The 21,118-nt window shown below is 65.8% G+C and carries 21 protein-coding genes and 3 pseudogenes; 13 read left to right on the forward strand and 11 right to left on the reverse strand.

Features of this window, described 5'->3' with window-relative positions; genetic code table 11:
* Nucleotides 1-433, reverse strand: a pseudogene (locus tag LQ144_RS19435) (HNH endonuclease); the annotation flags it as partial.
* 490 nt (nt 434-923) lie between these two features.
* Nucleotides 924-1,913, reverse strand: a pseudogene (locus LQ144_RS19440) (LacI family DNA-binding transcriptional regulator); the annotation flags it as partial.
* A 45-nt stretch (nt 1,914-1,958) separates the two neighbouring features.
* On the opposite strand from LQ144_RS19440, the pseudogene LQ144_RS19445 reads away from it, so the two are divergent.
* The 5 genes and pseudogenes from LQ144_RS19445 to LQ144_RS19465 all read left to right on the forward strand — a co-directional run.
* A pseudogene (locus LQ144_RS19445) lies at nt 1,959-2,699 on the forward strand (FGGY-family carbohydrate kinase); the annotation flags it as partial.
* Between the two features lie 155 nt (nt 2,700-2,854).
* Entirely contained in the window at nt 2,855-3,862 is a 1,008-nt protein-coding gene (locus tag LQ144_RS19450) for an acetylxylan esterase (RefSeq protein WP_230120517.1), read from the forward strand.
* A 242-nt stretch (nt 3,863-4,104) separates the two neighbouring features.
* Nucleotides 4,105-5,265 (forward strand): 3-deoxy-7-phosphoheptulonate synthase, encoded by a 1,161-nt coding sequence (locus LQ144_RS19455; RefSeq protein ID WP_290369793.1) that lies wholly within the window; start codon nt 4,105-4,107, stop codon nt 5,263-5,265.
* Nucleotides 5,266-5,360: 95 nt separating this feature from the next.
* On the forward strand, nt 5,361-5,570 hold the full coding sequence (locus tag LQ144_RS19460; protein WP_230120519.1) for a helix-turn-helix domain-containing protein: 210 nt from the start codon (nt 5,361-5,363) through the stop codon (nt 5,568-5,570).
* A gap of 225 nt (nt 5,571-5,795) precedes the next feature.
* Entirely contained in the window at nt 5,796-5,894 is a 99-nt protein-coding gene (locus LQ144_RS19465; protein ID WP_003792170.1) for an AURKAIP1/COX24 domain-containing protein, read from the forward strand.
* A gap of 270 nt (nt 5,895-6,164) precedes the next feature.
* Here LQ144_RS19465 and LQ144_RS19470 read toward each other — a convergent pair whose 3' ends face one another.
* Nucleotides 6,165-6,983 (reverse strand): HAD-IB family hydrolase, encoded by an 819-nt coding sequence (locus tag LQ144_RS19470; protein WP_230120521.1) that lies wholly within the window; start codon nt 6,981-6,983, stop codon nt 6,165-6,167.
* Between the two features lie 117 nt (nt 6,984-7,100).
* Here LQ144_RS19470 and LQ144_RS19475 point away from each other — a divergent pair, with 117 nt between their 5' ends.
* Nucleotides 7,101-7,355 carry a glutaredoxin family protein gene (locus LQ144_RS19475; RefSeq protein ID WP_230120523.1) on the forward strand — a complete coding sequence of 85 codons (255 nt, stop codon included), beginning with the start codon at nt 7,101-7,103 and terminating at the stop codon, nt 7,353-7,355.
* An 89-nt stretch (nt 7,356-7,444) separates the two neighbouring features.
* On the forward strand, nt 7,445-8,140 hold the full coding sequence (locus LQ144_RS19480; RefSeq protein WP_230120524.1) for a redox-sensing transcriptional repressor Rex: 696 nt from the start codon (nt 7,445-7,447) through the stop codon (nt 8,138-8,140).
* An 84-nt stretch (nt 8,141-8,224) separates the two neighbouring features.
* Here the strand turns inward: LQ144_RS19480 and LQ144_RS19485 are convergent, their stop codons facing one another.
* From LQ144_RS19485 to LQ144_RS19495, 3 genes are all read right to left on the reverse strand, one after another.
* Nucleotides 8,225-9,082, reverse strand: coding sequence for a hypothetical protein (locus tag LQ144_RS19485; RefSeq protein ID WP_230120526.1), 858 nt, complete (start codon nt 9,080-9,082; stop codon nt 8,225-8,227).
* Nucleotides 9,083-9,346: 264 nt separating this feature from the next.
* Nucleotides 9,347-10,051, reverse strand: a complete 705-nt coding sequence (locus tag LQ144_RS19490; RefSeq protein ID WP_230120528.1) for a hypothetical protein — start codon at nt 10,049-10,051, stop codon at nt 9,347-9,349.
* A gap of 220 nt (nt 10,052-10,271) precedes the next feature.
* Nucleotides 10,272-10,820: a YceI family protein gene (locus LQ144_RS19495; RefSeq protein ID WP_230120530.1), complete on the reverse strand. Its 549-nt coding sequence runs from the start codon at nt 10,818-10,820 to the stop codon at nt 10,272-10,274.
* Nucleotides 10,821-11,024: 204 nt separating this feature from the next.
* Here LQ144_RS19495 and LQ144_RS19500 point away from each other — a divergent pair, with 204 nt between their 5' ends.
* The 5 genes from LQ144_RS19500 (at nt 11,025) to ccsB (ending at nt 16,063) form a co-directional block, all read left to right on the forward strand.
* Nucleotides 11,025-11,690, forward strand: coding sequence for a histidine phosphatase family protein (locus LQ144_RS19500; protein WP_230120532.1), 666 nt, complete (start codon nt 11,025-11,027; stop codon nt 11,688-11,690).
* Nucleotides 11,691-11,692: 2 nt separating this feature from the next.
* The gene (locus LQ144_RS19505) at nt 11,693-12,304 is read left to right on the forward strand and encodes a TlpA disulfide reductase family protein (RefSeq protein ID WP_230120534.1); all 612 of its coding nucleotides are present in this window, start codon (nt 11,693-11,695) and stop codon (nt 12,302-12,304) included.
* Between the two features lie 14 nt (nt 12,305-12,318).
* Nucleotides 12,319-13,074: a cytochrome c biogenesis protein CcdA gene (locus LQ144_RS19510; RefSeq protein ID WP_230120536.1), complete on the forward strand. Its 756-nt coding sequence runs from the start codon at nt 12,319-12,321 to the stop codon at nt 13,072-13,074.
* A gap of 224 nt (nt 13,075-13,298) precedes the next feature.
* On the forward strand, nt 13,299-14,900 hold the full coding sequence (locus LQ144_RS19515) for a cytochrome c biogenesis protein ResB (protein WP_230120570.1): 1,602 nt from the start codon (nt 13,299-13,301) through the stop codon (nt 14,898-14,900).
* Nucleotides 14,900-16,063: a c-type cytochrome biogenesis protein CcsB gene (ccsB, locus tag LQ144_RS19520; RefSeq protein WP_230120545.1), complete on the forward strand. Its 1,164-nt coding sequence runs from the start codon at nt 14,900-14,902 to the stop codon at nt 16,061-16,063. The genes LQ144_RS19515 and ccsB overlap by 1 nt, the downstream gene beginning before the upstream one ends.
* Before the next feature lie 266 nt (nt 16,064-16,329).
* On the opposite strand, the gene LQ144_RS19525 is transcribed toward ccsB, so the two are convergent.
* Complete coding sequence (locus tag LQ144_RS19525) at nt 16,330-16,749, reverse strand: PLD nuclease N-terminal domain-containing protein (protein WP_230120547.1); 420 nt, start codon at nt 16,747-16,749, stop codon at nt 16,330-16,332.
* 257 nt (nt 16,750-17,006) lie between these two features.
* Here LQ144_RS19525 and LQ144_RS19530 point away from each other — a divergent pair, with 257 nt between their 5' ends.
* On the forward strand, nt 17,007-17,378 hold the full coding sequence (locus tag LQ144_RS19530; protein WP_230120549.1) for a DUF4229 domain-containing protein: 372 nt from the start codon (nt 17,007-17,009) through the stop codon (nt 17,376-17,378).
* A gap of 75 nt (nt 17,379-17,453) precedes the next feature.
* Here the strand turns inward: LQ144_RS19530 and LQ144_RS19535 are convergent, their stop codons facing one another.
* The 4 genes from LQ144_RS19535 to LQ144_RS19550 form a co-directional block, all read right to left on the reverse strand.
* Nucleotides 17,454-18,335 carry a 1,4-dihydroxy-2-naphthoate polyprenyltransferase gene (locus LQ144_RS19535; protein WP_230120551.1) on the reverse strand — a complete coding sequence of 294 codons (882 nt, stop codon included), beginning with the start codon at nt 18,333-18,335 and terminating at the stop codon, nt 17,454-17,456.
* A gap of 110 nt (nt 18,336-18,445) precedes the next feature.
* Complete coding sequence (locus LQ144_RS19540) at nt 18,446-19,585, reverse strand: AMP-binding protein (RefSeq protein ID WP_230120552.1); 1,140 nt, start codon at nt 19,583-19,585, stop codon at nt 18,446-18,448.
* A 75-nt stretch (nt 19,586-19,660) separates the two neighbouring features.
* Complete coding sequence (locus LQ144_RS19545) at nt 19,661-20,614, reverse strand: 1,4-dihydroxy-2-naphthoyl-CoA synthase (RefSeq protein WP_230120554.1); 954 nt, start codon at nt 20,612-20,614, stop codon at nt 19,661-19,663.
* A gap of 21 nt (nt 20,615-20,635) precedes the next feature.
* Complete coding sequence (locus tag LQ144_RS19550; RefSeq protein ID WP_230120556.1) at nt 20,636-21,076, reverse strand: VOC family protein; 441 nt, start codon at nt 21,074-21,076, stop codon at nt 20,636-20,638.
* Nucleotides 21,077-21,118 lie beyond the last annotated feature (42 nt).

Below are 21,118 nucleotides of genomic sequence, written 5' to 3' on the forward strand. Positions count from 1 at the left end.
TGACCGCCTCGGTGCGGGTCCGTTCCACCGCGGCCGCGGCGAGCAGCTGAAGGTGCTCGGTCCGGCGGGAGAGCTCCTCGGTCAGGTCCGCGAAATCCGCCGCCTCCCGGAAGGAAGCCAGCCCGAGCTCGTTGTCCGCGGCGTCGACCGCCGATGCCAGCGCCTCCAGACACTGCTCCAGGGCCTCAGCAGCCCCGCCACTGAAGGCGGTGCCAGCAAACGTCACGCCGGTGACAGACCCGCTGGTGACAGCACCGCTGGTGACAGACCCGCCGGCGGCAGCACCGCCGTCGGACGCCCGGCTATCCACGAGGGGCGCCGAAGCGGGAACGCTGCGAAGCGCGCAGCCCCGCAGCAGGGCAGCCGCGCTAAGGACCGGCGTTACCGCCTGGCCCGCGGCGTGATCCGCTGCGTGTTCCCCCATGGCTTCCATAGGAAAACTCTGTCAGAGGGGTCCGACATTTTTAGCGGTGACCAATGCGACCGTCTGAGGTAGCCGCCTCTTGGTCTCCTCACGCCTAGTGTGGGTGATGCGTCACGATTTCCGGATCGAGGTTGGCCCCTGGCCCCTCCAGCGGATCAACCGGTGCCTCAACGCGCAGCGCACAGCCGCCAACGCCGGATTTCCCTGCGCAAAGCCGCTGACCAAAGACACGGCCTTGGATGGCGCCGTCATAGTTTCTGCTGAGAAATAGCGCCCCGGAGGAGAGATGCGCCGTGGCGACGCCGCACGCCACTCCGCCATCCTCTGGGCTTAGCTCGTCACACGTTGCTTATTGCCCTGCCGGAAGAGCTTCCGGTGCGGCTACGCGCTGAGCAGCCTCGCTCTGAGCAGCCTCGCGCGGTGCGGCCGTACGCCGTCCTGCTTCCTTCCGTGCGGCGGATCGTTCCGCTGCGCCGGGCTCTTCGCCGTCGACGGCGGCAGCCCCGGCGGTGCTTTGCCGCACCACCAGCTCGGGGGTGAAGACTACGCCGCGGTGGCGGGGATGCGCGGCGTCGAGCTCTTCTGTGAGCCGTTCGATTGCCGTCCGGCCAATGGCCTCGGTCGGCTGCCGGATGGAGGACAGCGGCACGACGGCTGAAACGGCAAAATCGATGTTGTCGTACCGATCAGCGCCACGTCCTCCGGGATGCGCAGTGTGTGTGTCATGGCCAGCGACTGCATGACGCCCAGCGCAAGGAGGTCGTTGGCGCAAAAGATGCCGTCCGGAAGCTGGCCCGAGTTGCGCGTCACCAGCTGGTCGCCCATCCCGCGGCCGGCCAGGACGGTCTGCCCCTCGGATTCAACGACTTCCAGCGACGCGCCGGGAACTTCGGCGACGGCGCGCCGCGCCCCCTCGAGGCGGTCGGCGAACTGGCGGACCGACGTCGGCCCTGTCACGAAGGCGAGCCGACGGCGGCCGATGTCCAGCAGGTGCCGGGCGGCGAGGTGACCGCCTTAGACGTCGTTGACCGACACAGAACTGTACTCGGCGTCGTCGGCGAGGCGGTCCACTAGGACGGTTGGCACGCCGCGTTCCCGGAGCTGGTCCAGACGCTCAGTGACGTCACCGACGGGCGAGATCAGCAGGCCTCGGACGCGCTGTTCCTGGAACAGATCTATATGGCCGGATTCCCTGCCGGCGTCGTGGCCGCTGTCGCCCAGCAGCACCGCGGCATCCTCTGCTGCCCGGGCCACGGATGTAAAGAAGGGGTTGCCCACGTCCAGGACGATGAGGCCGATGGTCCGGCTGTGGCCCGCCCGCAGCTGGCGGGCGGCGTCATTGCGGACGAACCTCAGCTCCTCGATGGCGTGCAGGACGCGTTCCTGGTGCGCTGTGAACCCGGTCCGTGTAGTTCAAGACGTTCGAGACAGTGCCCACCGCCACCCGGGCGTGGTTGGCGACACCCTTGATACTGGCTGACCGTGACATCCTTCTCCAAGCTCTCAGATGCAGAGAATGCTTTGACACCTGCCGTTGGCTGTCGGCTCGCACGACACCGCCTCCGCCGCCTCCGCCGTCGCCGCCGTCCCGGCAGAACAGGACAACTTCGCCTATATCTCCTCCGGTACCTGGTCATTGGTGGGAGTGGAACTGAAGCACCCCGTCCTGGCCGAGGCCAGCCGGGCCGCGAACTTCACGAACGAGCGCGGCGTGGACGGCACCATCAGGTATTTGCGCAACGTCGGGGGTCTCTGGCTGCTCAGCGAATGCCAGCGCACCTGGGCAGCAGAAGGGTACAAAACGGAGCTCGGCGAACTGCTCGACGCCGCCGCGGCACTCCCGCCCGGCGGCCCGCAGATCAACGCCGACGACTCCTACTTCATCGCCCCGGACAACATGCCACAACGGATCCGCGCCGCCGTCAGGAATCCCGGCGCTGTGCTTCCGGACCAGCCGGCGGCCATCGTCCGCTGCATCCTGGACAGTCTGGCCGCCGGCTACGCGCGGACCATCGCCGACGCTGAACGGCTGGCGGACACCAAGGTGGACGTCGTGCACATCGTGGGCGGCGGTTCGCAGAACCGGCTCCTGTGCCAGCTCACCGCTGAAGCCACCGGAAAGCGTGTGGTTGCCGGCCCGGTCGAGGCCACGGCCATGGGCAACGTACTTGTCCAGGGGCGCGCCGCGGGGGCAATTAGTGGCGGCCTGCGGGAACTCCGTGCAGCCGTCCGCAGCTCTCCACCGCTGGAAAGCTACCAGGCGGCACTGGTCTAGCGGAAGTGGCCGGAGATGAGGCTTCATCCGGCGCCGCACTCCGAAACGGCCCGCAATGTGGCGTCTCGGAGGGAAGGATCCTATGCCGGTGCCTGACATAGGATCCACAACAGCACACAGCCTGGTTCTACACACTTCAAGAGAACGGAAAGCCCATGCCTCTCTTCGATCTTCCGCTTGAGCAGCTGCGCGGTTACACCTCCGACGTGACCGCTCCAGCCGATTTTGACTCTTTCTGGGACCACACCATCAGGGAGGCGCGCGAGTTTCCCCTGGCAGCGGTTTTCGAGCCTGTGGAGAACTACCTGACGGTGATCGACACCTTCGACGTGACGTTCGCAGGCTATGGCGGTTCTCCGGTCAAGGGCTGGCTGCACCTCCCGGCGAACAGGGAGGCTGGAACCCGGCTGCCCGCCGTCGTGCAGTATGCCGGCTATTCAGGCGGCCGCGGCCTGGCCAACCAGGACACCAAGTGGGCCCAGGCAGGCTACGCGCACTTCATTATGGACACCCGCGGACAAGGCTACGGCGGCGCCGTGGGTGAGACTCCTGATCCTGATCCGTCTGCGGGCGAGGTGGCCCACGCAGGGCTGATGACCCGAGGTGCAGGCAGCCGGGAGGACTACTACTACCGGCGTGTCTATGTGGACGCGTTCCGCGCCGTCGAAGCGGCGCAGGCGCATCCGGACGTCGACGCTTCCCGGATTGTGGTGGCCGGCGTCAGCCAGGGCGGAGGCATCACGGTCGCCGTCGCAGGGCTTGCGGCCGGGAGGCTCGACGGCGTCGTCGCCGCCCTGCCCGACGTCCCGTTCCTGCAGGACTTTCCCCGTGCCATCGACATCACGCCGCGCGGCCCGTATCCCGAGATTGCCGCGTTTCTGGGCAGGCACCGCGAACGGTACGAGCCGATGCTGGCCGTGCTGAATTACTTCGACGGCGTTAACCTCGGCCGTGGCGCGACGGTCCCCGCGCTTTACTCGGTGGCGCAGATGGACGATGTCTGCCCGCCTTCCACCGTTTTCGCGAGCTACAACGCCTACGGCACAAATGGCGGTGGCGGAACTGCCAAGGACATCGAGGTCTACCGCTTCAACAATCATGAAGGTGGCCAGGAGCACCAATGGGTCCGGCAGCTGCAGTTTTTGCGCAAGCTGGTGGGATGATCCGCCTCGCCGTTTGCGTGACGGACGGAATTTGCGGATCAAACAAATGCGAGGTTATGGTGTGGCTATGACTAACCGTTGGTATGCGTATTTTTCGTTGGCTCTGGAGGGGCCCGCGTCTAACTGACACGCATCCAACTACCTTCAGAGCCAACAGGGCAGAGATCATTCTCTGCCCTTCGCCATTTCTCCGGCGGGTTCTGATCTGGGCCCGCTCCGTACCCCGGAACAGGACCCCGCACATGAGCACCGAAGCAGCCACCGAAATCCAGCAGAGCGTTTCGAAACCGTCCACGCCGAAGCAGTCCACCTCGAACTTAAGGGTCAGCGGGATCACCGCGCTCCCCACTCCTCAGGAGATGATCGCGGAACTGCCGCTGGACGCGCGGGTGGCGGACGTCGTCGAACGCGGCCGGGACGAAGTCAGGGCCATCATGGACGGAGTGGACGACCGATTGCTCGTGATCGTAGGGCCCTGCTCCATCCACGATCCCAAGGCCGGCCTCGAGTACGCCCGCCGCCTCGTGAGCCAGGCCGAGAAGCACAAGGAGGACCTGCTGATCGTCATGCGCGCGTACTTCGAAAAGCCGCGCACCACGGTGGGCTGGAAGGGCCTGATCAACGATCCGCGGCTTGACGGCACACACGACATCGCCGCCGGCCTGCGCGAGGCGCGCCGCTTCCTGCAGCAGGTCACAGCGTTAGGGCTTCCCGCCGCCACCGAGTTCCTGGAGCCGATCAGCCCGCAGTACATGGCCGACGTCGTTTCGTGGGGGGCAATCGGCGCCCGCACCACCGAAAGCCAGATCCACCGCCAGCTGGCGTCCGGGCTCTCCATGCCCATCGGCTTCAAGAACGGGACCGACGGCGACCTCCAGGTTGCCGTCGACGCCTGCAGCGCCGCGGCGGCGGCCCAGGCTTTCCTGGGGATCGACGGCGAGGGTCGAGCCGCGCTCGTGGCCACCGCGGGAAACCCGGACACCCACGTGATCCTGCGCGGCGGCCGCAAGGGCCCAAACTACTCCGCCGCCGACGTCGAAGCAGCGTCAGCGAGGCTCGCCGCCAAGAACCTCAACCCGCGCCTCATCGTGGACGCCAGCCACGCCAACAGCGGCAAGAGCCATCACCGCCAGGCCGAAGTTGCGCTCGAAATCGGTGCGCAGTTGGAGGATGCGGGTACGGCCGCGGGTGCCATTGCCGGGGTCATGATGGAGAGCTTCCTGGTGGGCGGCGCGCAGAACCTGGACGTGACAGAACACGCCGCCGGGCGGTCTGAACTGGTGTACGGCCAGAGCGTGACCGACGCCTGCATGGAGTGGGATGTGACGACGTCCGTGCTCGACCAGTTGGCAGCATCGTCGCGGAAACGCCGGGGCTTTCACAATGGCCACGTGAGCCTCTAGAGTAACTAGCACACGGTTGTTCGATGGCTCAGCATCGGCGCACCGCACACAACATGGGATGCCGCAATGATGCTGAGAGCAAAGGAATATGGGAAATGTCCGAGTCGAACTTCTCGAACGCCAAGTTCTTGACCGTGGCCGAGGTGGCTGAGGTCATGCGCGTTTCCAAAATGACCGTGTACCGCCTGGTCCATTCCGGAGAGATGCCCGCCGTTCGGTTCGGCCGCTCCTACCGGGTTCCGGAGAACGCCGTCGAGCAGTACCTCAAGGGCGCTGTTGTTGACGGCCAGTCGGATACCGCCTGACTCTTGGTGCCTCGCTTTCCCCGGGATCTTAGTGACCGAGGCAACCGCCTTGGGGCGGCTGCAGGTCATGGGAACAGTGGCGGTCAGTAGGGGGTCCGGATAAGCGGTACCCTGTTAAGGAACGTTTTACGTCATTGTAAGAATCTGTCAGTTGTTCAGTCTGTTGCTTAGTCCACGGACCTTTTTCATCAGACAGGTACTGCATCTAGTTTGTGAGGAACTTTCGTGGGTTCAGTTATTAAGAAGCGTCGCAAGCGTATGGCCAAGAAGAAGCACCGCAAGCTGCTTCGCAAAACGCGCCACCAGCGCCGCAATAAGAAGTAGAGATACTTCTACAGCGTCAATGCCCGCTCCCTTTCGAGGGTGCGGGCATTTTTGCGTCCTGGCAGCGGGCCGGGGGAGCGGCTGCGAAAGACGGCGTGCGTCGTTAAGTCGCCTACGCAAAGCACGGCGTGCGTCGTGATGTCGCCTTCCCGTCGGCACCATCGCGGCCGCGGTGGTGCCGCGCGAATGATCTAGGGACGCGCAAATGGCCTGGTGACACTGGAATTCGGGTGTCGAGGGGGATTTTGTGCGTCGCAGGGACGTTCCGCGTCAGACCCGGGGGCCGCGGAAGCGGGAGTAGCCTCGCCAGAGGCCGTAGACGGCGCCGCCGGCGGTGGCGGCCTTGAGTCCGAGCGTGGCGGCACGGCGGCCGGAACGGAAGTCGTAGACCGGCCAGTTGCGCTCGCGGGCGTGCTTGCGCAGCCTGGCATCCGGGTTGATGGCGACGGGGTGTCCCACGAGCGTCAGGAGCGGGATGTCGTTGTAGGAGTCGCTGTAGGCCCAGCAGCGCTTGAGGTCCAGGCCCTCGGCGTCGGCGATGCCCTGGACCGCCACCGCCTTGGCCGGCCCGTGCAGGATGTCCCCGACCAGCCGTCCTGTGTAGAGGCCGTCCTTAATCTCGCCCACCGTGCCGAGGGCACCGGTGAGGCCGAGTCGGCTGGAGATCACTGTGGCCACTTCGATCGGCGTGGCCGTGACGAGCCAGACCTTTCGTCCGACACGCAGGTGCTGCTGGGCCAGCGCCTTGGTGCCGGGCCAGATCCGGGAGGCGATCATCTCGTCGTAGACTTCCTCGCCCAGGACTTTGATGTCCTCCACCGTAATACCAGAGGCGAGGGTCAGCGCGGAGTCCCGCACGGCGTGAACATCGTCCATGTTTTCGCCGCGGAGCACGAACTTGAACTGCTTCCAGGCCATCCCCGCGGCCTGCGGCAGGGTGAATGCGCCGCGCTGATGCATTTTCCGGGCGACGTGGAAAAGGCTGGCGCCCTTCATGAGGGTGTTGTCGACGTCGAAGAACGCGGCCTCGCGGCGTTGCTGCGGTGCAACCGGCTGTTGGGCCACAGCGACGTACTTCTCCTCGGGCATGCCATTGAGTCTAGTCAATGCCGGGGAGGGCGCGGCCAGCGGACGGCGCGGGAACGCACTGGGCGTCACTGCGGCGTCGGCATCGCTCCGCGCCGGGAACGGCGATACGGTTGAAGCATGGTAAATCCCGACGTCGTTCTCCTCACCAAAGCTGACTGTCACCTGTGCGCTGCGGCGCGCGACGCCGTCGGGCGGGTTACTGCCGGGCTCGGACTGGAGTGGACGGATCAGTCGGTGGACGGCGATGACGCCCTGCGGGACCGCTATGCCGAAGAGATTCCGGTGGTGCTGGTGGACGGGATCCAACGCGACTTCTGGAAGATTGACGAGGCCAGGCTGGAGCGCGTCCTGCGCCAGGCGATGGCGAGGTAGCAGCGAATTCCGCGCAATGGCACCGGCTTTGTTGACATAAGTGATGGGGATCTAGAGTGGACTCACAACGCGACGCAATGGAGCAGATAGTGACTTCGCTCGATTCACCACCCCAGGCTGTGCCGGGGGACACCGGAGCTGCCGGAAAGCAGATTCCGCCAGCGGCCGTGGCCCGGCTGACTATCTACCTGCGCGCCCTGAACTCCCTGCTGGCCGAAGGCACCGAACGCGTCTCTTCCGAATCGCTGGCCGAGCTGTCGGGAGTCAGCTCGTCCACGCTCCGCAAGGATCTGTCCCACGTGGGGTCATACGGCACGCGCGGAGTGGGCTACGAGGTGCAGTACCTGAGCCGTCACATAGCCGCCGCGCTCGGATTGACCCACGACTGGAAGGTCGCGATCGTCGGCGCCGGTAACCTCGGCAAGGCGCTGGCCAGGTACGGCGGCTTTGAGTCCCGGGGATTCGACGTTGTTGCCATTTTCGACGCCGACCAAATGGTGGTGGGCAACGAGGTTGGGTGGCTGCGCGTGAGCGACGCCGCGGACCTTGAGGCCGTGCTGCAGCGGACGGGGGCCAACATGGTGGTCCTGGCCTTGCCCGCGGCCGTGGCTCAGAGCGTCTGCGACCGGGTGGTGGCGGCCGGCGTGCACAGCATCCTCAGCTTCGCGCCGGTGATGCTCCAGGTGCCCGACGGCGTGAACCTGCGCAAAGTGGACATGGCCACCGAGCTGCAGATTCTTGCCTACCACGCGCAACGGGCGCAGACCCCGGGGCAGCCGAACTAACGTCCGGCGCTGTTGGGATCCGCGCCCGCTGATGCTGGGTGCCGACTGGGTCGTGGCTGGCGGCCCTAGGCTATCGGCTCGTGGCTAGCGGCCGTACGGGCCGCCCGCGTACGGGTTGGCGAAGGGCTGCTGCTTCTTGAAATAAGGTGACGTTGTGGGCAGGTAGAGCATCACGATCGCCGCGATTCCAAGGACGGTCACCAGGGTGTTCAGGCTCAGCGGCAGGATGCCGAAGACGGAGAGGGCTGCAAAGACCGTGCCCAGGATGCGGGCCCAGTTCTTGCCCTTGCGGATGTTGAATGCCACCAGGGCGTAGAGCCCGGCGCCGATGAGGCCAAAGACCACCATCGTCCCGATGATGAACGGCTTGACCTCCTCGAAGGGAATGTTCTGGCCGCTGCTCCGGACCTGGCTCTCGAACATGTTCCGCAGGGCGGGGTCATCCAGTGTGGGAATCGCGATGAGGATGGACAGGAGCCAGAGGACGCCTGCGCCAATGAGCATCCAGAAAGCTGTGTTCACAAGCTTGGGAACGCCGGCCGGGCCACCGCCCTGGGGCTGCTCCGAGGGGTACTTGGCATAGGGCGACTGGCCATAGGGCTGCTGCCCGTACTGCTGCTGTTGTCCATACTGGGGGGCGTTCTGACCATATTGCGGGGCGTTCTGGCCGTACTGCGGGGCGGGGGGAACGTTCTGACCATATTGCGGGGCGTTCTGGCCGTACTGGGGTGCCGGGGGAACGTTCTGCCCGTACTGCGGAGCGTTCTGGCCGTACTGGGGCTGCTGCGGACTCGCTTGGCCGTACTGCGGTGCCGGCGGAACGTTCTGGCCGTACCCGGGCTGCCCGGACCTTTCCCGGGCGTTCAGGTCCGGTTCGTTGGAATCCTGCTGGCCGGAATTCGGTTCGTTCGGATTCGGGGGCTGGACTGGAGGAGTGCTCATGAGCGTTCCTTTGCGTTATCGACGTCGGGATCGGCCACCGGGTTCAGAAGCCTGCCCTGCCCCCAGCATGGTTCAGTTCAACCGTACCCCTCGGCGGGCGCGGCAATGATCATTCCGGAGAGGTATTCCTGCACCGCAATTGCCCGGGCTGCAGCGCCGATCAGGGGCGGGGGACCGGCCAATCGGATCCGGCTAGAACGGCACACTCCCGCGGGCCTCCACCAGGCGAACAGGGGGCCCGCCGGAGGGCACCCTTCGCAGGGATCAGGCGTGGCCCCGGACGGCGGCAAACCAGCTTTGCGAGTTGGAGACCCACATGAGCACGGTCGCCACCAGGCTGGCCAGAAAGCCCAGTCCGTTGCCGCCCCGCCCGTCGGCGAATCCGAGACTGATGATGGACAGCAGCAACGAGACGCCGGCAACTACGGTCAGAGCGAACCTGGCCCACTCACGGCCTTCCTTCATCTGCATCGCCAGGACAATCTGCGCCCCGGACAGGGCCAGAGCCACCAGCACGAGCAGCAGCACGAGGATCGCGAGGCCCGGTACGAACGCGAAGAGCACCAGCGCCCCGAACAGCCCGATCACCCCGGCCAGCAGGCCCACCAGTCCACCGATCACCCAAATCCAGTACGAGACCTTCAGCTCTGTGGGCAGCCCCATCACGCTGAACATTCCCGAGAAGCCGCCGCGGGGCATGACGTCGTTGAAACTGCGGGGGCGGTCGGCCGGAATCTCGAAGGGGAATCGTCCGGCGCGGCCCGGTTTGTTTGGCTGCCAGTAATGCCCGGAATCTTGCCCTTGATTCCCATAGCGGTCCCCGTGCGCGTCGGTGTCGTGCTGGCCCGCAGCCTGATAACCCGCCGCCTGATTCCACCCTGTCTCCGGCGCCGCTGGAGGACGGTGGTCGCCTGACGGCGGTTCGGAGCCCGGCTGTTCAGGCTGCGGTACATCGCTGGGGTTGCTCATGGCTCTCACTGTAGACCCGGAAAATGGCTAATTCCAGAAGATCCGGGGCCATGTCACGGGGGTCATTCGTTGGCCATCGCTACGGCACGGCCGCAGTTCCCGGCAGGCGTTCAAGGGTGGAAAACAAGGCATCAGGACAACGCAAACGCCCCGCTTCGTGGAAACCACGGGCGGGGCGTTTGCACTGCAAAAGTCGGCGGGACCGACCTAGGCGTGCACGTTACGCAGCAGGGGCGATGAAGGCGAGCTCGAGGTTGATGGCAACCTTGTCGCTGACCAGGACTCCACCGGCTTCCAGTACGGCGTTCCAGGTGAGGCCGAAGTCCTTGCGGCTGATGGTGGTTTCAGCGGAAACGCCGGCGCGGGTGTTGCCGAACGGGTCCACGGCAACGCCGTTGAGCTCGGTCTCGAGGGCCACCGCACGGGTAACGCCCTTGATGGTGAGGTCGCCCTGGAGTTCGTAGGCGTCCCCCTTGGCAACGAGGCCGTTGGAAACGAAGGAGATCTCGGGGAACTTCTCGACGTCGAAGAAGTCTTCGCCGCGGACGTGGCCGTCGCGGTTGACGTCGCCGGAGTCGAAGCTCGCGGTCTGGATGGTGGCGTTGATCTTGGAGTCGGCCACGTTCTCGGCGAGGTCCAGGGTTGCGGTGGCTTCCTTGAACTGGCCGCGGACCTTGCTGATGCCTGCGTGCCGGACGGTGAAGGCGATTTCGCTGTGCGAATTGTCGAGGGTCCAGGTGCCGGTGGTGACGTTAGCGGGAAGTGCCATGGTGGTTCTCCTTGTATCAGTGGTGCTTCGGACGTTCATGCCGTTGAAGCTTCATTGGTTGAACTATCAACTAACTGCTGCATCCAGTATAAACATGCATTTGCATCTTTTATTCCACCCGAACGGAACATTTCTTAATTTTCCTGAGTTCTACTAGATGTAGAAGATTTCGAATCGCCCAACATCTTTGAGAAACTGGTACACATGCCCCAAGCCACTGTTCATTTGCTCCGCCACGGCGAGGTCCACAATCCCGAGGGCGTCCTGTATGGCAGGCTGCCGGAATTCCACCTCTCCGAGCTTGGCCTGCAGATGGCGCAAACGCTGGCGGACCACTTCCGCGACCGTGCAACCCAGGGTGCAAAGATCGTCTACCTCGTGGCGTCTCCGCTGACCCGCGCGCAGGAGACAGCGCAGCCGACGTCCGAGGCCCTGGGCCTGGAGATCCACACGGACAAGCGCATTATCGAGGCCGAAAACCACTTTGAAGGCCTGAAGGTCACCAAGGCAGAGCTCAGAAAGCCCAAGCACTGGCCCAAGCTCGTGAACCCGATGCGGCCCTCCTGGGGCGAGCCCTACAAGGAGCAGGCAGCCCGGGTGCGGGCAGCCGTCCAGGACGCCCGGGCCAGGGCGATCGAACTCGGCGGCGACGGCGCCGAGGCCATCATGGTCAGCCACCAGCTTCCCATCTGGGCCACCCGGCGCAGCGCCGAGGGAAAGCCCCTGTGGCACGACCCGCGAAAGCGCGAGTGCACCCTGACCTCCCTCACGTCCCTCGTGTTCGACGACGACGGCACGCTCCTGCGCGTTGAGTACAGCGAGCCGGCCGCAGACCTTCTTCCCGGTGCCTCGAGCACCCCCGGAGCCTGACGATGACCCACATCCCCACAAGCTCCCGCCGCAGCGTCCTCGCAGCCGGCGGCCTGGCACTGGCGGCGCTCACGCTGGGCCTGTCCGCCTGCGCCCAGGAGGACGCGCTTGCCAAGCAGGCAAAGGCGGGAGACAACAAGAACTACGTCGCCGGGGATGGCTCGGTGACGGAATTCGCCGCCGCGGACCGCAAGTCCGCCGTCGACATCCAAGGCACCCTCTTTGACGGCACCGCGGTGGCGCCCAAGAACTTCCTGGGCAAGGTTACAGTGCTGAACTTCTGGTTCGCTGCCTGTGCGCCCTGCCGCGTGGAGGCGCCGTCGCTGGAAGCGCTCCACCAGGAGTTCAAGAGCAAGGGCGTGCAGTTCTTCGGCGTGAACCTGCGGGATGAAAAGGCCACCGCGGAAGCCTTCGACAAGACGTTTGGCCTCACCTACCCGAGCTTTGACGACAAGGACGGCGGCGTGCTGCTGGCTGTGTCCGGGCTTGTGCCGCCGGGGGCCGTCCCCACGACGCTCGTGGTGGACAAGAAGGGCCGGGTGGCTTCGCGCGTGCTGGGCGAGATCCAGAAGGGTACCCTCAAGGCCCTCATCGAATCCGCCGTGGCAGAGTAGCGGGCGGACCCACCGTGAACAGCCCCTTCGCCGAAGCCATCCTGAACGGATCCCTGCTGCTTGCCATCCCGGTGGCGCTCCTGGCCGGCCTCGTGTCGTTCCTCTCGCCCTGCGTCCTGCCCCTCGTACCCGGATATCTGGGCTACGTCACGGGACTGACCGGAGTCGATCTCCAGAAGCAGAAGCGCGGCCGCATGCTGGCCGGCATCGGACTCTTCGTGCTCGGATTCTCGGTGATCTTCGTGTTGCTCGGCGGCGCGTTCGGCCAACTGGGGACGCTGATCTCAGGCGGCCAGAACGCCTGGATCACGCAGGTCCTGGGCATCCTGGTGGTGATCATGGGTGTGGTGTTCATGGGCGGCTTCAGCTGGCTCCAGCGCGACGCCAAGATCCACGCTAAACCGCCGGCAGGCCTCTGGGGCGCGCCGCTTTTGGGCATCACCTTCGGCCTGGGCTGGGCGCCTTGCATCGGGCCAACCTACTCCGCCGTCCAGCTCCTGAGCCTCTCCGGCGGCTCGTCTGCGGCAAAAGGTGCTTTCCTGGCGTTTGTCTATAGCCTTGGCCTGGGCATTCCGTTCCTTCTGATCGCGCTGGCCGTGCGCCGCGGCGCGGGCGTGATGTCCTTTTTCCGCACCCACCGGCTTGCCATCCAGCGGACCGGCGGCGGCGTCCTGATCGTCCTGGGCCTCCTGATGGCAACAGGAGTCTGGGGAGCCTGGGTCACCCAGTTGCAGTACTGGTTCCAAACCGACGTGAAGTTGCCGATCTGATGAGCGAGCGTGTGAAGTCAACTAAGAACCCTCCGGCCGGCGAAGCGCCCAAGGCCGCGCCCGAAGGCGCCCCTGACGGTGCCGGCGGTAAAGGTGCCGGCCGTAAAGGCGCCAGCTCCAAAAGGGCCGGCGCAAAAGATGCCAGCGCCAAGAGCACCGGTCCCCAGGGCGCGGTGAAGGCGGCCAAGGCCAGCGCGGCGCTGCCTGCCCTCGGAATCCTAGGCATGCTCCGCTGGGCCTGGACGCAGCTGACCAGCATGCGCACCGCGCTGTTCCTCCTTCTCCTGCTGGCTGTGGCGGCGGTGCCTGGCTCTCTGTTCCCGCAGCGGCCGGCCAACCCCTCGATCGTCACGCAGTACATCAAGGACCACCCGGACTACGGCAAGCTGCTGGACTCCGTGCAGCTCTACGACGTCTACTCGTCGGCCTGGTTCTCGGCCATCTACATCCTGCTGTTCATCTCGCTGATCGGCTGCGTGGTGCCCCGCGCCATCGCGCACTACCGGGCCATGCGCTCCCAGCCGCCGCGCACCCCGCAACGCCTCTCCCGCCTTCCGGAGTACGGCACACTGGTGCTGCCCGCAGAAGCCGGGGTCCCGGCGTCGGACGCCATTGAAGACGCAGCGGCGCTGCTCAAGAAACGCGGTTACCGCGTTGACGTACGGCACGACGACGGCGCGCGGCCGTCTTTGGGGGCGGAGCGCGGCCTCCTCAAAGAGGTGGGCAACCTCGTCTTCCACACTTCCCTGATCGGCGTGCTGGTGTCCGTGGCGATCGGCGGGCTGTTCGGCTACAGCGGGCAGCGGATCCTCGTGGAGGGCGACACCTTCGTGAACACGCTGGTGGGCTACGACCAGTTCACCCCGGGCACCAACTTCCAGAGCAGCCAGCTCCAGCCGTACTCCATCCAGCTGAACAAGTTCCGGGCCACGTTCGACCGCGAATCCAAGGGCAAGTATGGCCAGCCCATCGACTTCACCGCGGACGTCACCACGAAGGAAAACCCCGGTGCCCCGGCCAAGAAGGAAGTCCTCAAGGTCAACGACCCCCTGACCCTCGGCGGCACCAGCATCTACCTGACGGGCAACGGCTACGCACCGGTGGTCACGGTCCGTGACGGCAAGGGAAACATCGCCATGCAGGGACCCGTGGTGGCCAAGCTTCAGGGCGACAACTACTACTCGTCCCTGGTGATCAAGGTCCCCGACGCCAAACCCGACCAGCTCGGATTCGCCGGCTTCTTCCTGCCCACCGCCTTTGTGACCGACCAGGGCATCTCGTTCAGCGGGGACCCGGACCTCATCAACCCGCAGCTCAGCCTGAACTCGTACTACGGCGACCTGGGCCTGGATAACGGCGCTCCGCAAAACGTGTTTGAACTCGACGTCAAGGGCCTGACCCCGCTGAACGCCCGCAACCTGGCTACCAAGGGCATCACTCTTTCGCCGGGCAAGACCGTCACGCTGCCGGACGGCAAGGGTTCCATCAGCTTCGACGGCGTGAAGCGCTATGTCGGTGTCGACATCCACCACAATCCAGGCCAGGTATCCGCGCTGATCTTCGCGCTGCTGGCTGTCGGCGGCCTTGTGATTTCCCTCTACGTCAACCGGCGCAGGGTCTGGGTGCGCACCGGCAGGCATGAAGACGGCCGCACCATGGTGGAATACGGCCTCCTCGCCCGCGGTGAGGACCACCGCCTGGCCGGCGAAGCCGCCGCCATCCGCGGACTGCTCTCGAGCGCGTGGGACCTCGACGCGGACGGGCCCCAAAAACCATCCTCCATTTCCTCACCAGCAGGCTCAGCTGAGCCGAAGAAGGACAGTTAATGTTCCCCATCAACGAAACCATGGGCCAGTACAGCGAGCTGTTCATGCTCCTTGCTGCGGGCACCTACACGGTGGCGTTCATCGCCTTCGCCTGGGACCTGGCCAAGAGCAGCAAGGCGCTGCGCACCGTGGATCTGAGGGCGGCCGCCGCGGCCGGCTCTGCCTCCGATTCCTCCGAGGACGCGTCCGACGCCGGCGCGAAGGTTCCGGTGGCAGCAGGCGCCGCCGGGACGGCTGGCCTTTCCGGACGAGCCGACGCCGGCCGGAACACCGACCGGGTTGAGGGGCACCTGGCCGGGCCGGCAGGACGTGCCGAGCGGCCGTCGTCGTCCGTGGCCGCCAAAGCGCAGGGGAGCGGCGGTGCAGGGCAGACCGCTGACGCCAGCATGCTCTACGGCGGTGAGCGCCGCGTCCCTGCGCGCGTGGCAGTGGCCCTGACCGTCCTGGGCGGCGCGATCCACGCCGCGGGTGTGCTGACCCGTGCCATTGGCTCCGGGCGTGTGCCGTGGGGCAACATGTACGAATTCCTCACCACCGGCGCGTTCCTGGTGGTGGCTGTATTCCTTGCCGTCCTGATCCGCCGCGACCTGCGCTTCCTCGGCACGTTCGTGGTGGGCCTGGTGATCATCATGCTGGTGGCTGCCTCGGTGGCCTTCTGGACGCCCGTGGGCCACCTGGTGCCGGCGCTGCAGAGCTACTGGCTCGTCATCCATGTCTCCATCGCAGTGCTGTCCTCCGCGCTGTTCACACTGACGTTTGCCATGTCCGCGCTGCAGCTCGTGCAGTCGCACCGGCAGAAGGCCATTGCCGGCGGTGGCGAGGACAAGCTGGGCTTCATGCGCCTGGTGCCGTCGGCGCTGAGCCTCGAGAACCTCTCCTACCGCATCAATGCGATCGCTTTCATCGGCTGGACGTTCACGCTCATGTTCGGCGCCATCTGGGCGGAGAAGGCCTGGGGACGCTTCTGGGGCTGGGACACCAAGGAAGTGTGGACGTTCGTGATCTGGGTGGTCTACGCCGGCTACCTCCACGCCCGGGCCACCCGCGGCTGGACGGGTACCCGCGCGGCCTGGCTGTCGATCGTGGGCTACCTGTGCGTGGTCTTCAACTTCACCATCGTGAACCAGTTCTTCAACGGTTTGCACTCCTACTCGGGGCTGTAGGGCCTCTCCGAGGCCCTCGTTGGATCAACGGAACGCCGGTTGCCATAAAGGGCCGCTCAGCTTGGTTGCTGGGCGGCCCTTTGTGGCAATCGGGCGAGCCTCTGCCTGATTCCTGTTCCTCTACGGCGACGGCTTTCTACTGGGACGGCATCCAGCCCCGGTCCTTCAAAGCTGCGCGCACCCGTGTCACCGCGTTCGGCTCCATGCCGGGGCGAAACGGAGGGGCACGCAGGACGCACTCAGACTGGCAGCCCAGGTATCCCGCGCTACTTGATCTCCGGGTTGCCCTCGGCGCTGGCGTCTCCTGTGGCGCCCGAGGTGCCGGGCTCTCCGGTGCCGCGGGCACCGCCGTCGAGCTTGCGTTTCTTGGCTTCCAGGTCGTCCTTCAGCTTCCGCAGCCGGTCCGCTTCAGCCTGGTTGCGGCGGCGCTGTTCCAGGTTGCGGAGGAAATCGGGGTCGTCATCCGGGGCCGTTGGATGGGAGTAGGTCTGCTGGACCGGGGCGTCATAACGCGGACGGCCGATCAGGAACCACAGGGCGGCGCCGATAATAGGGAGGAAGACAACGATGATGATCCATGTCGGTTTGGAAAATCCCCGGGTGAGCGTCGAATCAGTCCGGATCACGTCCACCAGTCCGTAGACGTATATGGCAAGAACGGCGACTGCAATCGCAACACGGAGCATGCAATCAAGTCTAGCTGTCGCGCGGGGTTGCGAAGATTACAGTATGCCCACAGAAGACGTCACCGATTTGCGCCGCTGAACCGGGGAGTTTTGGCCCGGATAATGCTCCCAAACGGCCCCGCAGGACTCGTCTGCCGGGCCCAAACTTCAACGGACATCGCAACGAAATGACGCAACGGCCGCCGGGATCGACGGCCGGGCCGGCGGCCGGGCGGAGGGACGCGGAGGTTGCGTTCAGGGATCGCGGCTAAACTTGGATGGTGGCTTTTGTGAAATACTCCCTGATCCGGCTTGCCCTCTTCGCACCGCTCTTTGCGCTGTTCGTGTTCCTGCAGCTCGGGTGGCTTCTTGCTGTGGTCTGCGCCGGGCTGATTGCCTTCGCCATCAGCTACCTCTTCTTCCAGAAGCAGCGCGATGCCGCTACCGCCGCACTGCATACGCGCTTGTCTGGCCGCGCGAAGCCCCTGCGCACCGCAGGTGAAGTCGCCGACGCCGAGGCGGAGGATCGTCTGGTCGATTCCCACCCGGATATAACGGTCCGCAACGACACTAGGAAAGAAGCACCCCGCAAGAACGACCCGCGCAGCCAAGACCCGCGCAGCCAAGACCCCCGCAGTAAGGAAGCCTAGAACGCTCTCCGCGAAGGGCCGCCGGACCGTGGCGGCCGCAAGCCCAGCCGGACCGTGAACCGCAGCGCCAGAGCCTTACAGCCCGTGGCTCAGTACGAGTCCCAGTGAGAACAGGGCCGCATAGCCCAGGTTGATGAGGCCGGTCTGTTTCAGTACCGGGATGAGGCTCTTGCGTTTGCGGCCGTTGATCATCAGCCAGGCGGGCATGAGGCTTGCCGGGATGAGCAGCAGGACAATCAGCATCCATGGCCGCGTGGGCGCGAGGATCACCACGAGCAGGATTGCTACGGCGAGCATCAGCACGTAACTTTCGCGGGCGTGCTTGTCTCCCAGCCGCACGGCCAGTGTGCGTTTCCCGGCCTGGATGTCGGAGGGGATGTCGCGGACGTTGTTAGCCATCAACAGGGCGCACGCGATGAGGCCGGTGCCGATCGCGCCCACGACGGCGGGCAGGCTGATCTGCCCGGCCTGGGTGTAGGTGGTCCCCAGGGTGGCCACGAGCCCGAAGAAGACGAACACGAAGACGTCGCCGAGGCCCATGTAACCGTACGGGTTCTTGCCCCCGGTGTAGCCCCATGCCGCCATCACGCAGCCCACGCCGACGAGAAGCAGCCACCACGTCTGGGTGATGATGATGAGCGCCAGCCCAAACAGCATGGCCACGCCGAAGGCGGCGAACGCCGCGTACTTGACGAGCTCCGGGCGCGCTGCGCCTGATCCGACCAATCGCAGCGGCCCCACGCGGTTTTCGTCGGTGCCGCGTACTCCGTCCGAGTAGTCGTTCGCGTAGTTGACGCCGATCTGTAGCAGCAGGGCCACCAGGGCCGCCAGAATGGCGTTGAGCGGGCGGAAGGCGTCCATTTCAAAGGCCGCCGCCGTGCCGATCACGACAGGGGCGATCGCTGCCGGCAGGGTGCGGGGCCTGGCGCCTTGGATCCATTGTGCGGCTGTGGCCACGGTGAGTACCTCGTGTTGGTTCGGTGGGCATTGCACGCGCAGGAAGCGCGGCCGGAGTGGTGCAGGGAACTGCGATGCCGCGGGAAGGCCCGCGGCGGAGCGGAACCAGTCTATTTTCCCTGATGAAGGGCGTTGAGCCGTTCAATCATGGCGAGCCTGTCCGGTTTGCCATTGGGCAGCATGATCAGTTCGTCCGCGGGAAGGACCGTCTTGGGCGCCAGAAGTCCCAACGTGCGGTGCCACTGCTCAGCCAAGGCGGCACCGTCGACGCCGGACGAAGGTCCGCCGGCCACCGCAACGTAGGCCGCAACGGCCTGACCCCATTTCGCGGACTGGACGCCGGCCACGAAAGCCGCCGTTACGCCGTCGGACTTTTCCAGCTCCGCCTGGACGTGCGCGGCGGAGACTTTGACGCCGCCGGTGACGACCACATCGTCGGCGCGGCCCAGCACCGTTAGCCGGCCGTCGGCGTCGAGCGTTCCGAGGTCGTTGGTGCGGTACCAGCGGCCTCCGTCGTCATCGGCGAAGGCCTCAGCTGTCAGCCCCGGAGCCTCGAGGTATCCAGCCGCCAGGGTGGCACCGCCAAGGTGGATGCGGCCGTCCTCGGCGAGCCGGACGGCGACGCCTTCGAGGGGATAGCCGTCGTACACGCAGCCGCCGCAGGTTTCTGCGGCGCCGTAGGTGGTGATGACACGGAGCCCGGCGTCGCGCGCAGCGTCAAGGAGCGCAGCAGGGGCCGGTCCGCCGCCGACGAGGATGCCGTTGAAGCGGCGGAGCACGGCAAGCGTGTCGGCCGACGGGTTGTCCAGCAGCCGCTGCAGCTGCGTGGGCACCAGGGACGTGAAGCGGATCTTGTCCGTCAGCTCCAGCGCGGCAGCGGTGAAGGCGTCAGTGGTGAAACCGTTGGACAGGTCCATGGCCCAGGGCCGTGTGCCGGCGAAGAGCGAACGCACCAGCACCTGAACGCCGGCCACATACTGCAGGGGTAGGGCCAGGAGCCACTGGCCCTCGCCCTTGAGCGCGAACGCGGTGGCCATTGAGGACGCCGCGAGCGCATCAACCGTCAGCACCGTGGCCTTGGGCACGCCGGTGGACCCGGAGGTGCGGACCACCACGGCGGCGTCCTCGATGCCGGGTGTCTCGACAAGCGTCACCAGCACTTCCCCGTTGTCGCCGGCGGAAAGCTCGACGGCGGGGCCCTCACCGTGGAGGGCGGCCGCCAATGCCTTGAGCGCTGGGTCGATGTTCACGCTGTGCTCCTTGGGGATGTGTGCCTTGGAAACGTAGGCCTGGGAATCATGGGGCTGCCTTTGGGCTGGTGCTGCTTAGAAGTAGTGCGGGAACCTGGACCAGTCCGGATCGCGCTTCTCGAGGAACGCCTCTTTGCCTTCCACGGCCTCGTCGGTCATGTACGCCAGCCGGGTGGCTTCGCCGGCGAAGACCTGCTGGCCGGCCAGGCCGTCGTCGGCGAGGTTGAACGCAAACTTGAGCATGCGGATGGCCTGGGGCGACTGCTTGGCGATGTCAGCGGCGTAGTCCAGCGCCACTTCCTCGAGCCGTTCGTGGTCCACGGCTTCGTTCACGGCGCCCATCCGCACCATGTCCTCGGCAATGTATTCGCGGGCCAGAAAGAAGATTTCGCGGGCTGCTTTCTGGCCGATCTGGCGCGCCAGCAGTGCCGAGCCGTAGCCGGCGTCGAAGCTGCCCACCGTGGCGTCGGTCTGCTTGAACTTGCCGTGCTGGCGGGAGGCGATGGTGAGGTCCGAGACCACATGGAGGGAGTGCCCGCCGCCGGCCGCCCAGCCGTTAACCACCGCGATGACAACCTTGGGCATGGTGCGCATCAGCCGCTGGACTTCCAGGATGTGCAGCCGGCCGGCGCGGGCGGGATCGATGGTTTCCTGGGTCTCGCCGTCGGCATAGCGGTATCCGTCGCGGCCACGGATCCGCTGGTCGCCGCCGGAACAGAACGAATGCCCGCCGTCCTTGGGGGAGGGGCCGTTGCCGGTGAGCAGCACCGTGGCCACGTCAGGGCTCATCCGGGCGTGGTCCATGGCGCGGTAAAGCTCATCAACTGTGCCGGGGCGGAAGGCGTTGCGGACCTCGGGGCGGTTGAAGGCGATCCGGACGGTGGGCAGGTCCCGCACCACCGTGCCGTCTTCGGAGCGCTCCACCTGCCGGTGGTATGTCATGTCTTGGAAGTCGTCGAAGCCGGACACGGTGCGCCAGCGCGACGGGTCGAACACATCGGATACCTTGGCAGGGATTTCGTTGCTCACCGTCCAAGTCTAGTAATCGCGTTAGCTGATGCAGAACTCGTTGCCTTCGGGGTCCGCCAGGGTGTGCCAGGAATGCGGTCCCTGGCTTGCTGTCCAGAGGAAGGTTGCGCCACGCGCCTCAAGTTCGGTGCGGACCTCGTCCTTGTCACGGCCATCCAGGCGGACGTCCCAGTGCACCCGGTTCTTCACGGTCTTTTCTTCCAGGGATATCTGGAATAGCATGCGACGCTCCGGCGTCTTGGCGTCGAGTTCCTCCACCGGGCGGATCGCCGCGCCGTCCCGCCACACGAGCCTGCCGCTGTGGGTCAGGGTGTCAGCGTCCGTGGCGTAGCCCTGCTCAATCATGGAGCGGATGAAGGTCCCGTCCTGTGGTTCCACGGCCCAGCCCAGCGTTTCGGCCCACCAGTCGGCGAGATCGTGTGGATTTTTGGAGTCGACGGTGATCTGAATGTTGAGTCCCATGGGACAAAACTACGACGACGGCGGCGCCTCCGGATAGGGTCC

The organism is Arthrobacter sp. Bi83 (assembly GCF_918698095.1).
Lineage (GTDB): Bacteria > Actinomycetota > Actinomycetes > Actinomycetales > Micrococcaceae > Arthrobacter.